This is a genomic window from Ammoniphilus oxalaticus (assembly GCF_003609605.1).
Lineage (GTDB): Bacteria > Bacillota > Bacilli > Aneurinibacillales > RAOX-1 > Ammoniphilus > Ammoniphilus oxalaticus.
Genome location: NZ_MCHY01000007.1, coordinates 39,488 through 52,166, shown reverse-complemented (window position 1 = coordinate 52,166; position 12,679 = coordinate 39,488). Strand labels below are relative to the sequence as shown.

At 45.4% G+C, this 12,679-nt stretch carries 11 protein-coding genes and 1 pseudogene; 2 read left to right on the top strand and 10 right to left on the bottom strand.

All coding sequences use genetic code 11. The features are described 5' to 3' along the window. Positions 1–69 precede the first annotated feature (69 nt). Positions 70–870: an ABC transporter ATP-binding protein gene (locus BEP19_RS05145; RefSeq protein WP_120188786.1), complete on the bottom strand. Its 801-nt coding sequence runs from the start codon at positions 868–870 to the stop codon at positions 70–72. Positions 871–1,080: 210 nt separating this feature from the next. Between BEP19_RS05145 and thrC the strand changes: the two genes are divergently transcribed. Further along, positions 1,081–2,481 carry a threonine synthase gene (gene thrC / locus BEP19_RS05140; protein ID WP_120188785.1) on the top strand — a complete coding sequence of 467 codons (1,401 nt, stop codon included), beginning with the start codon at positions 1,081–1,083 and terminating at the stop codon, positions 2,479–2,481. A gap of 61 nt (positions 2,482–2,542) precedes the next feature. Here the strand turns inward: thrC and nagA are convergent, their stop codons facing one another. Further along, the gene (gene nagA, locus BEP19_RS05135) at positions 2,543–3,748 is read right to left on the bottom strand and encodes an N-acetylglucosamine-6-phosphate deacetylase (RefSeq protein WP_120188784.1); all 1,206 of its coding nucleotides are present in this window, start codon (positions 3,746–3,748) and stop codon (positions 2,543–2,545) included. A gap of 106 nt (positions 3,749–3,854) precedes the next feature. Here nagA and BEP19_RS05130 point away from each other — a divergent pair, with 106 nt between their 5' ends. Continuing rightward, positions 3,855–4,787: an NAD(P)-dependent oxidoreductase gene (locus BEP19_RS05130; RefSeq protein WP_342767390.1), complete on the top strand. Its 933-nt coding sequence runs from the start codon at positions 3,855–3,857 to the stop codon at positions 4,785–4,787. Positions 4,788–5,113: 326 nt separating this feature from the next. On the opposite strand, the gene BEP19_RS17570 is transcribed toward BEP19_RS05130, so the two are convergent. The 8 genes and pseudogenes from BEP19_RS17570 to BEP19_RS05100 all read right to left on the bottom strand — a co-directional run bounded on the left by BEP19_RS17570 (position 5,114) and on the right by BEP19_RS05100 (position 12,618). Next, positions 5,114–5,284 carry a hypothetical protein gene (locus BEP19_RS17570; protein ID WP_170145272.1) on the bottom strand — a complete coding sequence of 57 codons (171 nt, stop codon included), beginning with the start codon at positions 5,282–5,284 and terminating at the stop codon, positions 5,114–5,116. 147 nt (positions 5,285–5,431) lie between these two features. Further along, positions 5,432–5,857, bottom strand: a complete 426-nt coding sequence (locus tag BEP19_RS05125; protein ID WP_120188782.1) for a beta/gamma crystallin family protein — start codon at positions 5,855–5,857, stop codon at positions 5,432–5,434. Between the two features lie 74 nt (positions 5,858–5,931). Then, on the bottom strand, positions 5,932–9,150 hold the full coding sequence (locus BEP19_RS05120; protein WP_120188781.1) for a DEAD/DEAH box helicase: 3,219 nt from the start codon (positions 9,148–9,150) through the stop codon (positions 5,932–5,934). 98 nt (positions 9,151–9,248) lie between these two features. After that, positions 9,249–9,704, bottom strand: a complete 456-nt coding sequence (locus BEP19_RS05115) for a DUF2062 domain-containing protein (RefSeq protein WP_281269276.1) — start codon at positions 9,702–9,704, stop codon at positions 9,249–9,251. A 97-nt stretch (positions 9,705–9,801) separates the two neighbouring features. After that, positions 9,802–10,365: an acyl-CoA thioesterase gene (locus tag BEP19_RS05110; RefSeq protein ID WP_120188779.1), complete on the bottom strand. Its 564-nt coding sequence runs from the start codon at positions 10,363–10,365 to the stop codon at positions 9,802–9,804. A gap of 142 nt (positions 10,366–10,507) precedes the next feature. After that, complete coding sequence (locus BEP19_RS05105) at positions 10,508–10,864, bottom strand: phage holin family protein (protein ID WP_120188967.1); 357 nt, start codon at positions 10,862–10,864, stop codon at positions 10,508–10,510. A 123-nt stretch (positions 10,865–10,987) separates the two neighbouring features. Further along, a pseudogene (locus tag BEP19_RS18125) lies at positions 10,988–11,392 on the bottom strand (CBO0543 family protein); the annotation flags it as partial. Positions 11,393–11,571: 179 nt separating this feature from the next. Continuing rightward, positions 11,572–12,618, bottom strand: a complete 1,047-nt coding sequence (locus tag BEP19_RS05100; protein ID WP_120188778.1) for a glycoside hydrolase family 15 protein — start codon at positions 12,616–12,618, stop codon at positions 11,572–11,574. Positions 12,619–12,679: the final 61 nt, after the last annotated feature.

The following is a 12,679-nucleotide window of genomic DNA, read 5'->3' as shown; positions in this document are numbered from 1 at the left end:
CCTCATTGGTTGGGCAAGCCATGGTAAGGGAAGACCGCTGGCGCCTGCTTACTGAAAAAGACGGATGCATTAAGTTTCGATCGCATCGCCTTTTGCCGGCAACAACCAGTAGCGCTCCTCTCGCTCAACGACCTCGACTGCCCTTTCAAAAAAGTCACTCAATAGGGAGCTGTTTAACACTTCGTCCACTTTTCCTTGGCAAAACACTTCCCCTCTACGCAATAACAAGGCATGCTGAAAAATCGGCAAGATTTCCTCGGTATGATGTGTCACGTACAGCAAAGTCGGGGCTCCTTCACTTTGGGCCAGCGTTTCAATCGCTTCTAACAATTGTTCACGGGCAAACAAATCCAATCCGCTGCAAGGCTCGTCCAAGATTAACAACTTCGGTTGAGCCATTAACGCTCTCGCGATTAACAGTTTTTGCTGCTCCCCTTGCGAACAAGTCTGGTAGGTTCTCCCTTTTAGATGCGCGCAACCAAGCTGTTCCATTAATGACTCCGCCAGCTCCCAATCGGTCTCACTCGGATCTTCATAAAGCCCGATCGTCGCATATTTTCCGCTCACAACAATGTATTCCGCTCTATCGCTTGGATAAAGCTTCCCTTGCAGCGATGAACTTACCCAGCCGATCGCCGTTCGCAATTCCCGTAAATCGATCGTTCCAAAAGGCCGTCCCAACACCGACACCGAACCCGCGCTTGGCCAGATGTATCCATTGATAATATTCAATAATGTCGTTTTGCCCGAGCCGTTCAATCCCAAAATCGCCCAATGCTCACCCTGACGCGCGGTCCAATCGATCTCTTTCAGTATCGATTTACCCTTGATTCGATAGGACATTTGCTCAATTTGAATGACGTGATCCATCGTCTCATTTCCCTTCTTTCTTCTTTGTTTATGTTATCATTTTAGCAAAGTCGCGCGCCTTTGACGATCGCGACGTTCGTTCACTCCATGCCAAATACTGGAAACCACTGACGAACAGACAAATTTCTTTTTTTTCTGACTCCATAATCGACGGTAATCCGTTATAATAAGAACATAATTGGACATCATTTTACGTTTAAGGAGAATACAATGGAATTTATCAGTACAAGAGGACAAGTAGAGAAAATTGGATTTTTGGACGCCGTATTAATGGGTCTCGCCGATGACGGCGGTTTATTAATCCCGAACGAGATTCCGCAGCTGTCCCCTGCCCGCTTGCAAGAGCTAGAGCAGCTGTCATATCAAGATTTAGCCTATGAGATCTTTTCCCTATATATCGGGAACGACATTCCTGCGGAGGACCTCAAGCAATTGATTCAAGAAAGCTATGCGACATTCCGCGATCCACAGGTGACGCCTGTTCGCAAGCTAAAGGACAACCTGTTTATTCTAGAATTGTTCCACGGACCGACATTTGCTTTTAAAGATATCGCTTTACAGTTTTTAGGTAATCTTTATGCCTACATTTCTAAAAAGCAAAATGAAATCATTCATATTTTAGGGGCAACTTCCGGCGATACAGGAGCTTCGGCGATCGAAGGCGTTCGCGGTAAAGAGGGCATTCGGATTTGTATCTTACACCCGCATCAAAAAGTGAGTGAAGTGCAAGAATTGCAAATGACGACGGTTCGCGATGAGAATGTGTTGAATTTATCGGTAAAAGGGACATTCGATGATTGCCAACGAATCATTAAAGATTTATTCGCGGATACAACGTTTAAAAACGACTATCACTTACGAGCGATCAACTCAATTAACTTTGCTCGAATTTTAGCCCAAACCGTGTACTATTTTTACGCGTACTTCCAAATTAAAAATGAGATTGGCGAGCGCAAGGTTAATTTTAGCGTTCCAACTGGAAATTTCGGCGACATTTTTGCCGGTTTCTTAGCGAAAAAAATGGGACTGCCGATCAACAAGCTGATCTTGGCAACGAACGAAAACAACATTTTAGAGCGTTTCATCAAAGATGGGGTGTACAAGCCTGGACAATTCCATAGCACATACAGCCCTTCGATGGACATTCAAGTTGCGAGTAACTTCGAGCGCTACCTCTATTATTTACTGGATGAAGACGCGGAGCGGATCGCTTCTCTCATGAATCAGTTTAACAAAGAAGGTCACATTACGGTCGATGAACAGGCGCTGCAAAAGGTGCAAGCCATGTTTGCCGCGCATGGAGTTGTCGGCGAAGAATGTTTACAAACGATTCGATCCTACCATGAGGAAAACGATTATTTACTTGACCCGCATACCGCTTGTGGTGTGGCTGCTTACGAAGCATGCAGCCCAGCAGATGAAGTGTGTGTAACTTTATCGACAGCGCATCCGGCCAAATTTAATGAGTCGATTGAACGCTGCGAAATCGAGCAGTCATTCCCTGGCCAAATTGAACGGTTATTCGATCAGCCCAAATTCCAAGAAGTGGTCGATAACGATCAGGACATCATTGCGGAGCGCCTGAAACCGTTTTTCACCGCCCAACGATAATAATGCGCGCCCCCCCCTTGCTCAGGCTCTAGCAGCCCTGTCGAAGGGGGTTTTTTATCATTTATTTTTCCGCCTCGTAAGCAATATGACCGCGGCAAAATGTCATCACTAATTCATAATTTTCATCGAGGACCACAAGGTCCGCCTCTTTGCCTGCGCAAATACTCCCTTTTCGATCAAACACACCGAGCTGTTTCGCTGGATTTTCCGCGACCATTGTAATGACGTCAGCCAATGAACATCCCGTAAAAGCGATCATGTTCCGAATCGCATCGTCCATTTTTAAAATACTACCCGCCAACGCGCCATCTTGTAACCGCGCTTCCCCTTTCTGTTGGTCCACAAACACAGCTTGCCCACCCAATTGGTAACGTCCGCTCCGCAGTCCTTTTGCTTCCATCGCGTCTGTGATCAAGATCAGCCCCTCTTTGCCCTTGTTTCTGTAGGCAAGCTGGACCATCCTTGGATCACTATGGATACCATCTACGATCAGTTCAGATATGAGCTCGGGATGCAGCATCGCTGCCCCAACAACCCCAGGTTCCCGATGATGCAACCCCCGCATTCCGTTATAAAGGTGGGTCGCTTGCGAGAGCCCCGCTTCAATCGCCATCACCGTCTGTTCATATGTAGCGTCTGAATGGCCTATGGAGACGACAACACCTGTTTGCGTGAGATGGCGAACAAACGCCAGACCCTCCTCTTTTTCAGGCGCGAGCGTGACCAATTTAATCTGGTTATTCGCTAGCCGTTGCCATTTTTGAAATAAGGCGAGGTTGGGTTCAAGGATATGCTCGATCGGCTGAGCCCCAGCGCGCTTCTCGTTGATAAAAGGACCTTCGAGGTGAACGCCTAGTAGTTCCGCCGCCTGGTTTCCTTTGTCTATCGGAAGAGCCTGCGCCATGTAGCTGGATACGTTTTGTAGGGCGACTTCAATGAGGGCCGATTGCTGCGTCATCGTCGTAGCCAAAAAGCTGGTCGTCCCCTCTTTCGGCAGCGCAGAGGCGATTGCAGTCAGCGCCTGTTTAGTTCCATCCATCGTATCCGCCCCTGCCGTCCCGTGAATATGAATGTCAATGAAGCCTGGAACCAAGTGGTAGCCAGCAGGAAAAATCAACGTTTGGTTACCATTCATCTCTGTCGTGGATTGTTGGTCCGAGTGGCTGACCTCTTCAATTTTCCCATCGCGGATGCGAATTGTTCCGTTGTTGATGATCGATGTTTCACTATAAATGGTTAGCCCTTTGACCGTCCAGCTATTGCTCATTCCGCTACGCCTCCTTTTTTTACATAGTTTCATTTTACCGAAAATCCAGTCACGATAACAAACGATGTTTTTAAATTAAAAGTGGCATCCTGTATAATGGAGCATAGTGATTTTTAAAGGGAGGAAAAGGAGTATGGAAAAGATTGGTTTTGTCGGATTAGGAACAATGGGAATGCCCATGGCTCGTAATCTACAAAAAGCGGGCTATTCGCTCGTTGTTTATAATCGGACAGCTGAACGAACGCGGGATTTTGTTGGCCAAGCCAATGTTAAAATCGTTGACTCCCCAGCGGAGGTCGCGGAAAATTGCGAAATTTTGTTTACGATGTTAGCGGCTGATGATGCCGTGGAAGAAGTCATTCTCGGGGAAAAGGGAGTGCTTAGCGCAGCGGAAGCGGGCCTAACCGTCGTCGATAGTAGCACAGTTGCCCCACAAACGAGTTTGCGGATGGCAGAAGAATTGGCTAAAAAGGAAATCGATTTCCTTGATGCGCCTGTGACAGGCAGCAAGCCCCAGGCGACCGAGGGGATCCTTACGTTTATGGTCGGCGGGAGGGCTGAAGTGTTTGAACGTTGTTTACCGTTGTTTCAAGCAATGGGCAAACACGCTTACCATATGGGCGCTCAAGGCGCGGGCTCGCAAGCAAAACTGGGTAACAATACAATGGCCGCTATTCATTTGTTAGCGATGACGGAAGCACTAACAATGGTCAGCAAAGCGGGCGTCGATCCCGCCCTATTTTTAGAAATGGTCAGTGGCGGCGGTGGCCGTAGCGGGATGGTCGACACGAAAGGACCGAAAGTTGTTAACCGCGATTTCCGCCCTCATTTTAAAACAGAATTGATGCTCAAAGATTTAGGACTCGCCACCTCCTTTGCGAATGAATTGGCAATTCCAACACCCGTGCTGGCCACCGTAAAAGAAATGCTGCAAATAGCAATGACAAAAGGATTTGCGCAAGAAGACATGTGCTCCGTGATCAAATGCTACGAGGAATGGGCTGGAATTGAAGTAAAAGCGAGGGACTTAAAGATTTAGGATTGCGTAGACGTGGGTCGCAGCGATTAGACGAAGATGGGGTGGTAGACCGCGGAGGGCATCGAACCATGGAGGCGGATTATTGGGCTGAAGAATTCACAACCGGTTCGTGCGGAATCAGGCCGATATTTGGTCATGAACAGCGGTTTCATCATAACCAGGTGTAATGAACGACCGAGAAGGCTGCGACCTCCAGTAGGCGAGCTTTCATCCGTTCCAATTAAGCATCCATTTATATAGCGCGAGCATCACGGGGGCGGTTACAAAAGGAGCTGACTCGGACCACCCGCCTGCTCCCTCCAACCGTCACCCTCATTCCCACCTGTTCAGTCCAACCAGCGGTCCTCGGGATCGTTGATTGCTTCATTTCGTAAGGATTGCTCTAAATCGTTAATCGTTTTTTCGAGTAAAGGTCCTTTGTATGTAGAAAGTAGTCTGCGTCGCTCTTTTCTCAGTACGGATAAAATCAATTCCTTCTGATTTCTAGAAAGTAACATGCCTGCGCTCCCCTTTCGTTCTTTTACTCTATCTCCCGTAGCTATCCTATCGACTGTATTTTATTATGCCATAGAAACGCCGCTTAAAAAAGAAAGAAGAAGCGATTTGAACAAGTCGCTTCTTCCCCCCACAACATATCTCTTCCACTATTTTCTCTTTTTTGGCCTGAATGACTTTGTCATCTTCTTCATTTTTGTACGCTTCAATATTTCCGCAAAATTACCAGGCGCGCGTCCACGACGTTGGATTCTCCGAATTTCGTCGTTGGACAAACGGCGACGCGAGATGATAAAAGAGGAAGCTACATCATTAAAATCGCTTAAAAAGCTCACATTAACTGGACCTCTGTACACTTTACGGCGTCCTTGATAGTTTACATCTTCGAATAAGACAAGTGTGTTCTGTGGGCCGCCTTCTAATTGCAAACTAGACAATACGTCATTGAAGCCAAACGTGATCAGATTTCGAACCCCAAGATCTCCGCGAAAACGCAAGCTGTTTCCAGAAAAATTGGCATCGCTCCAAAGCGTAAGACGGGGACGAGTTTGTTGAACTATTGCTCTTTTCTTCATTTGCTGCACCTCCAAAAACAACTTATGAAGAAATCAAACCCAGCGTTTGTGCGTTTTCCCCATCCCTAGCAAATTTAGGCTTCAATCCCTAATATCTCAAGCACTTCTTGCTCGGATAAACTGGAAACCCCTGTATCACTCGAACCAAGCACTTGCTCGATTAATTCTTTTTTGCTTTGTTGCAACTCGTAAATTTTTTCCTCGATCGTTCCCGAGGCGATCAAGCGCATCACTTGCACACTGTTTTTCTGACCCATCCGATGGGCTCGACCAGCGGCTTGTTCCTCGACGGCCGGATTCCACCAAAGGTCATACAAGATCACCGTATCCGCTCCCGTCAAATTAAGTCCCGTCCCCCCCGCTTTGAGGGAAATCAGGAACAAAGAACTTTCCCCTTCATTAAATCGTTCGGTCATTTCCACTCTTTGTTTCGACGGGGTTTGTCCATCGAGATAAAAACGAGCGATGTTCGCTTTTTCTAACTGTTGATCAATTAGACGCAACATACTTGTAAATTGTGAGAAAATGAGAATCCTTCGCTTATTTTCCAAAGCATTTTCGACAATCTCCAACAATTGCTCGAATTTACCGGACTCCCCTTTATAATCTTCTAGGAAAAGCGATGGGTGACAGCACAACTGACGTAAGCGTGTGAGACCCGCCAAAATTTTCATCCGACTTTTATCAAAGCCGTCCGCGGCAATCGCCTCTCTTGTCTCCTGTTGAATGCGTTGCAAATAGCCGACATAAAGCTGTTTTTGTTGTTTACTCAATTCCGAGTAGCGCGTCGTCTCAATCTTTTCTGGCAACTCTTTTAACACGTCCCTCTTTAACCGCCGCAACACAAACGGACGAACGAGTCGGCCCAGCTTTTCACGGTCGATCGCGCGAAATTGTTTTTGGCTCGGGAAAAAACCAGGTAACACAGCGTCAAAAATGGACCACAATTCATCCAATGAATTTTCAATCGGCGTGCCACTCAACGCAAATCGCTTTGTCGCTTGCACCTCTTTAACCGCTTGGGCTGTTTTTGTCAGATGATTTTTGATCGCTTGGGCTTCGTCGAGAATAAACGAATCAAATTTCATCTCTTGATAAATCTCGATATCCTGTCTTAACAACGGGTAAGAAGTGATCAATACATCCGCCTGTTGCTCACGAAGGATCGTCAATCGCTCTTCAGGCAAACCATAGGCTACGGCTACATTTAAAGTTGGAGCAAATTTTTCAAATTCGCGTTTCCAATTGTAGACAAGCGAAGCGGGAACGACGATCAGGGCAGGATGTTTTCTGTCCGCTTGTTCCGACAACAGATAGGCAATCGCCTGCAACGTTTTTCCAAGTCCCATGTCGTCCGCTAAAATTCCGCCAAGTCGGTAATGAGCGATCGTTTTAAACCAAGCAAAGCCGACTTCTTGATAGTCGCGCAACGTCGCTTGCAACGTTTCTGGAACGTCAAAGTCAATCATTTCTGGATTTTTTAAGTCCTGCATAAACCGTCGGAATCGTTTGCTGAATTTCGTCGCTTGTTCCTTCCCCGCGAATAACTGATCCACCTGCAACCCACGTGACAAAGGTAGGTTAATCACCTCTTGATCGAGCTGTTTTTTCGTTAAATGGAACTCGGTGATGACGTCTCGAATCGTTTGATACGCTTCATCTTGCAACGGAACAAAGGCCCCATTCGATAGACGGTGATATTTCCTTTTTTCTACAACCGACCGCAACAGCTTACTCACTTCATCCCGTTCAATGCCATCCATATCAAAACTAACTTCTAACAACCCGCCATCTGAATCGAGGTCGATCCGCGTGTGGGCGGTCTGTTCTTGGGGGAGAATGAGCGCTTTAACCGAATCGGTCAGATACACTTGCCCAAGCTGTTGCGCTTCGGGAATAACAGTATAGAGGAAATCAAAAATCGGTTCTTCGCCCTCCATAAATGGATTTCCGTTTTCTTCATCTTTCTCCAAACCGACAAATAACCGCAGCAACGCTTGCTCCTGTTCCGCATCCCGCATCAAAATCGCTCCGTCAGGCAAGCCCTTCGGTTCCGTCTCTGCTTGAAATGGATCAACAACGATTGAATCATAATGAAACTCAACGCGAAAATCGAGGCGTTGGGCATCCCCCGCTAACCATATTTTTGTAACGAGCTCCGGATCGACAATTTGATCGGATATTTCTTCGCTCATTTTTAATTCGCCCAGTTGTTTGAGCGACGGCAGCACATTCGTAATAAAAGAGCCGACTTGTTCGCTCGCGACCGGCAATGAGCCATGATCCGAAAAGCGGGCAAAGCGCATGAGCTGCTTAGCTAACTCATTTTCTTCAGCGCTTAACTCATAAATTTTTGAATCATGAATAAGCCAACCGTACTTTGGATTGAAATCCATCGTGAGAAACTCGGAAAATTGAAACTGAAAGTCATTGTGGTTGCCCTTATCCAAATGAAACGAAAGCGGCAATTGGCGATCCGCTTCGTACGGCGCAAACTCGACGTGACGCTGATCATTAAAATACCAGTTTCTCCCTTGTAACGCTCGAAACACAGTATTGGCGAACATCGGCGGAATCATCAACGCCCGCTGCGAGTGACTGACGCCGGCGTAACGATTCGGACCCGTTTCATTGTACAGGCGATTTTGCTCAAAAAGTTGCAGCAACAAATGGATCACCTGAGCATCCTCCGCCGAAAAAACATACTTTTCAGGTAGATAAGAAAAGCGATCGGTAAAATAATGCGAATATTGATGATCAACGGCTTGCAAAAATTGATTGATCTCCTTAACGACATACGTCCGCTTTGGACCTACCTTTAATTCAAGTTTTAAAATATCTGCAATGCCTGTCCATTCTGTTTTCAAAATATATTCAACCTGTAACGTTTCTTTGTCTCCGAACGGCCCATAATGATCAACAGCAATCGAAGATGATCCTCTTTTTTCTGAAAAAGAATCAATGATCGCCGACATCGTATCGTATTGTCGTTGGTTGTCACGCCCGTTTATGTAATCCACGATTTGAAACATCGTGGCGACAATGTGTTTACACTGGCCATAGGAGTCAAAGGCTGGACAGGAACATTCGGCGCTAATATAGCCTCGTTCCCTCAAATCAACCAAGACTTCGTAGCGTTTCGAGCCGATTACAATCGCGCGAAAGTAGTCACCTGTTTGCGTTTCCAACTGTTCGACCTGTTTGTTTTTATAGTATACGCGCCCGCGAAGATAGAAACGCTCATCAAATATGGCTCTAATTGCCTCTCTATCCAAGCCAATTACCTCATTCATTATTCAACACCTCTTAATCGAACGTACGTACGATACATTATAGCAAAGCAAATAAAAATAAGCTCTAATTTCAGTAGAAACAAGAGCTTTCTGTCTGCTTACATTTTTCTCACAATTGCTAATAAAGGTAGGCGGTACTTTTTGAAAACGACAAAAAATAAAATGTAAAATAGGATCGCGAAAACGAGACCGTTAATAACCATGCCCGTAACAAACTGAACCCCGAGTGAGTTTAAATTCCCAACATCATTCGGCGTATCCAGATGTTGATATGGAACATCCTCCAAATCACTGACTTCACTTTTCTCTCGCAATGCCCATGCCCCTACCCGATAATTCAAATAAAATAAAAAGGGCCACATAAAGGTCCCCGATACCCCACCGATCAAAGCTGCTGACGCATTGGCCCGAAACAGCTTCGCTAACAAGACCGATAAAAATGGACCGAGTCCAAAGGAGGGAACCCAATTAGGCAAAAAACCAATCGAGATTCCGAGCGCAATTTTATGCGTGGAACTTCTTAAACGAAATAATCGCAACAAATAAAGCTTCAGCTTTCTTTTAATAATAATTCAACACCTACCATCATCTGCCCCATTGTGTCTATTATCCCCTATTATGACATGTTTCAGCAAAGAAAAAAAGGAAGCGCTACGCCTCCTCCTGATCGTTAGACAGATTATTTTTGCAGACTTGACACTTTTGAGCGCTATATTCATCTGTAGACAAGAAGGCAGCAAATTCCTTGCTTTCTTCTCGACGGGTTCTCCGATGTTTTGCCCGTTGCGGAGCAAGTTGGTGTAATTTTACTTCTTCATCCGTTTCGGGGATGACAGGTGGAACCGGAATCGGCTTTCTATTTTCATCAACTGCGACGAACGTTAAAAATGAAGTAGCAGCGATCCTGCGTTCGCCTGTGAAAAGGTTTTCAGCAATCACTTTCACAAATACTTCCATGGATGTTTTCCCTGTAGAAACAACGTAGGACTCAACTGTCACGGAATCTTCTAACCGAATCGGTTTCAAAAAATCGACCGAATCCGTCGATGCGGTAACAACAGTATGATGACTATGACGCGTAGCGGAAAGTGACCCAACATCATCGATATAAGCCATCAGCTTCCCGCCAAAAAGGGTGCCTAGCGTATTCGTATCAGGGGGAAACACGTGGCTTGTTCTGACAATTCTAGATTCTCTGCAGTATTTAGCCTCCATGGTAATATCTCCTTTCCTAACTACCCTCATTTTACCTATTCTATATGGAACTTACAATAGATGTTCATCCGTTGTTCGTTGATTTGACATAAACAAAAGGCAAGCTCTGACCTAGCAGAGCTTGCGCTTATAAAAGTGATTTTTATAGGTGATGATCTGGATCGGCTAAACGCGGTTTTGCTGGAGCAAACCAGTCCACAACGCCAATCACAATAGCAGCCAACAACGCCCCTAAAATGGTGACACGAAAACCAGAAATGAAAAACTGGGTAACATAAATCACGATCGCGCTCACAATAAAGCCGACAAATCCCCTACTATAAGGAGAAACCCGCGGGCCCATCATTGCCTCTAATCCCCATCCAATCAAAGCAATAATGACAGCTGCAACAAACGCCGTCCAATACCCAGCTAGCGTAAAGCCCGGAACTAACCAACCAACAATTAAGAGGACGAGCGCTGATACGGCAAACCGAATAATATGTCGAAGTATATTCATGTTAGCATCCTCCTTGTCCATGAATTGAGTATTATTATGGATGTGAATGGACCTTCTTATTCCTCCTTGCGCGCTAAAACGAAAGAAGGCAACAAGATAACGAATCGCAAGCAAAAACAAGATGACCGACACAAACGTGTACAAAATATTCCAATGATGATATTCAATTAGATCGGTATAGGTTGCGAGATTCCATTCGATTGCGGACAACACGATACTAGCGATTGTTGCGTAAAGGAGCTTTTTACTGAATTTCGCGTTCGCCGTTATTTTATGAAAAAAGACCATAACGAGCGGTAACACCAAAAACTCAAACAACACACTACTCTTAAAGTTTTTCGCCCAAAAACGAACGGGAAAACTAAACCATTTTTGATCTACAAGCATAACTGCTATTAAATCACTAAATGAAGCTGTACAAAAATATACGAGAAGCCAATCCCGAAATGGCGGGCGATAAAGCCAATATAAGAACAGCCCAACCGACGCCAATAGAAAAACCCATTGTATTACCCATTCGATCTGCATCCTGTCCATCCCCACCTCATTAAAGAGTATTCCCTTTTAAAGGTGAATTACTTTTCCAAATAAAGTGATAAGAGAAATATCATTATATGAGAGGATCCGCCCCCCTATCAGGACGCGAACAAAAACAAGCGCAGCAGACCTACTTCGGTCCACTGCGCCAACCTTGGCGATTCAAATGTTTATTTTAGCTTCATCAGAGCTTCTTTTGCCAGAATGTACATGGCGCAACTCCAACCAAGCGGTGTATTCGGGTTAGGGATGTCCGTTTTGCTAAAGTATAACTCGGGTAAAATACCCGGCTTTACCATCACCTGCTCTGTTTTGCGCAGATAGAATTCCGCTTGTTTACGGTTACCTAACTGCAAATGACATAAGGCTAACCAAGGGAAACCAAACGTCCACTCCGCTTCAGTCCCATAGTAAAATGAAAGTGGGTGACTTCGTCCAAATTGGGCTTCCAACGTACTGTAATAACTATCCCCTTCATATCGCATCACGCCGCGATCGCGAACCAACCATCTTTCGACTTGACTGACGACATGATCAGCTAACGCTCCGTCAAGCAACTGATACGGATAGATTAAGCTTAATTGAGCAAGATCTGCCCTTTTGTCAACGCTTTCACGCGGAAGTAGCCCAAAAAGCTGCTCAATCCCTAATTCGATCAAAGATTCGGGAACATCAACATACGGTCGAATCGCATGTAGTCCCGCAACACAAGCCCCTACGGAAGAAGTGTGAACTTCTCTCCACTCTTCCCACATCCCATGGTCCGGATCTTGCCAATATTCAGCCGTTTGTAAATAGTGGACGATTTTTTGCGTAATTTCCACATCTTTCATATCGCGAAACATCTTCTTATTTCGTTTCATCCCTGCTGCAAGTCCGAATAGAAACGCCCCGATCATGTCATACTGAATATGTCCCCATGACTGATCATGGATTTCTTTAATGTCATCTGCGGTATACCTCGCATGTATATACTCCCAATCATTAACAGGCTTTTGTCTGGCGTGTATATCCAATTTCCATTCGTATTCTCGAAATAAATCAAACATTCGATGGTAAGCTTGCTCATAATGAGTGGTCGGCTTATCCAAAAAAGGAAGTGAAATATAGAAACAGTCGCGAAGCCATACATAACGGTAATCAGGTGAAGGACTAGCGATATACAACCCGTGAGGCAGACGAATTTGTTCCAACACATCGTAACTCTTTTGTAACACGGTTGATCACCCCTATTGAATGATAGCGCGCGATAAAGAGCAGATTCCTGCAAACAAGAAA

What these genes read in the sequence shown, in the direction of transcription:
- BEP19_RS05145 (WP_120188786.1), bottom strand. Translation starts at nt 870, where the DNA reads ATGGATCACGTCATTCAAATTGAGCAAATGTCCTATCGAATCAAGGGT.
- thrC (WP_120188785.1), top strand. Translation starts at nt 1,081, where the DNA reads ATGGAATTTATCAGTACAAGAGGACAAGTAGAGAAAATTGGATTTTTG.
- nagA (WP_120188784.1), bottom strand. Translation starts at nt 3,748, where the DNA reads ATGAGCAATAGCTGGACGGTCAAAGGGCTAACCATTTATAGTGAAACA.
- BEP19_RS17570 (WP_170145272.1), bottom strand. Translation starts at nt 5,284, where the DNA reads ATGTTACTTTCTAGAAATCAGAAGGAATTGATTTTATCCGTACTGAGA.
- BEP19_RS05125 (WP_120188782.1), bottom strand. Translation starts at nt 5,857, where the DNA reads ATGAAGAAAAGAGCAATAGTTCAACAAACTCGTCCCCGTCTTACGCTT.
- BEP19_RS05120 (WP_120188781.1), bottom strand. Translation starts at nt 9,150, where the DNA reads ATGAATGAGGTAATTGGCTTGGATAGAGAGGCAATTAGAGCCATATTT.
- BEP19_RS05110 (WP_120188779.1), bottom strand. Translation starts at nt 10,365, where the DNA reads ATGGAGGCTAAATACTGCAGAGAATCTAGAATTGTCAGAACAAGCCAC.
- BEP19_RS05105 (WP_120188967.1), bottom strand. Translation starts at nt 10,864, where the DNA reads ATGAATATACTTCGACATATTATTCGGTTTGCCGTATCAGCGCTCGTC.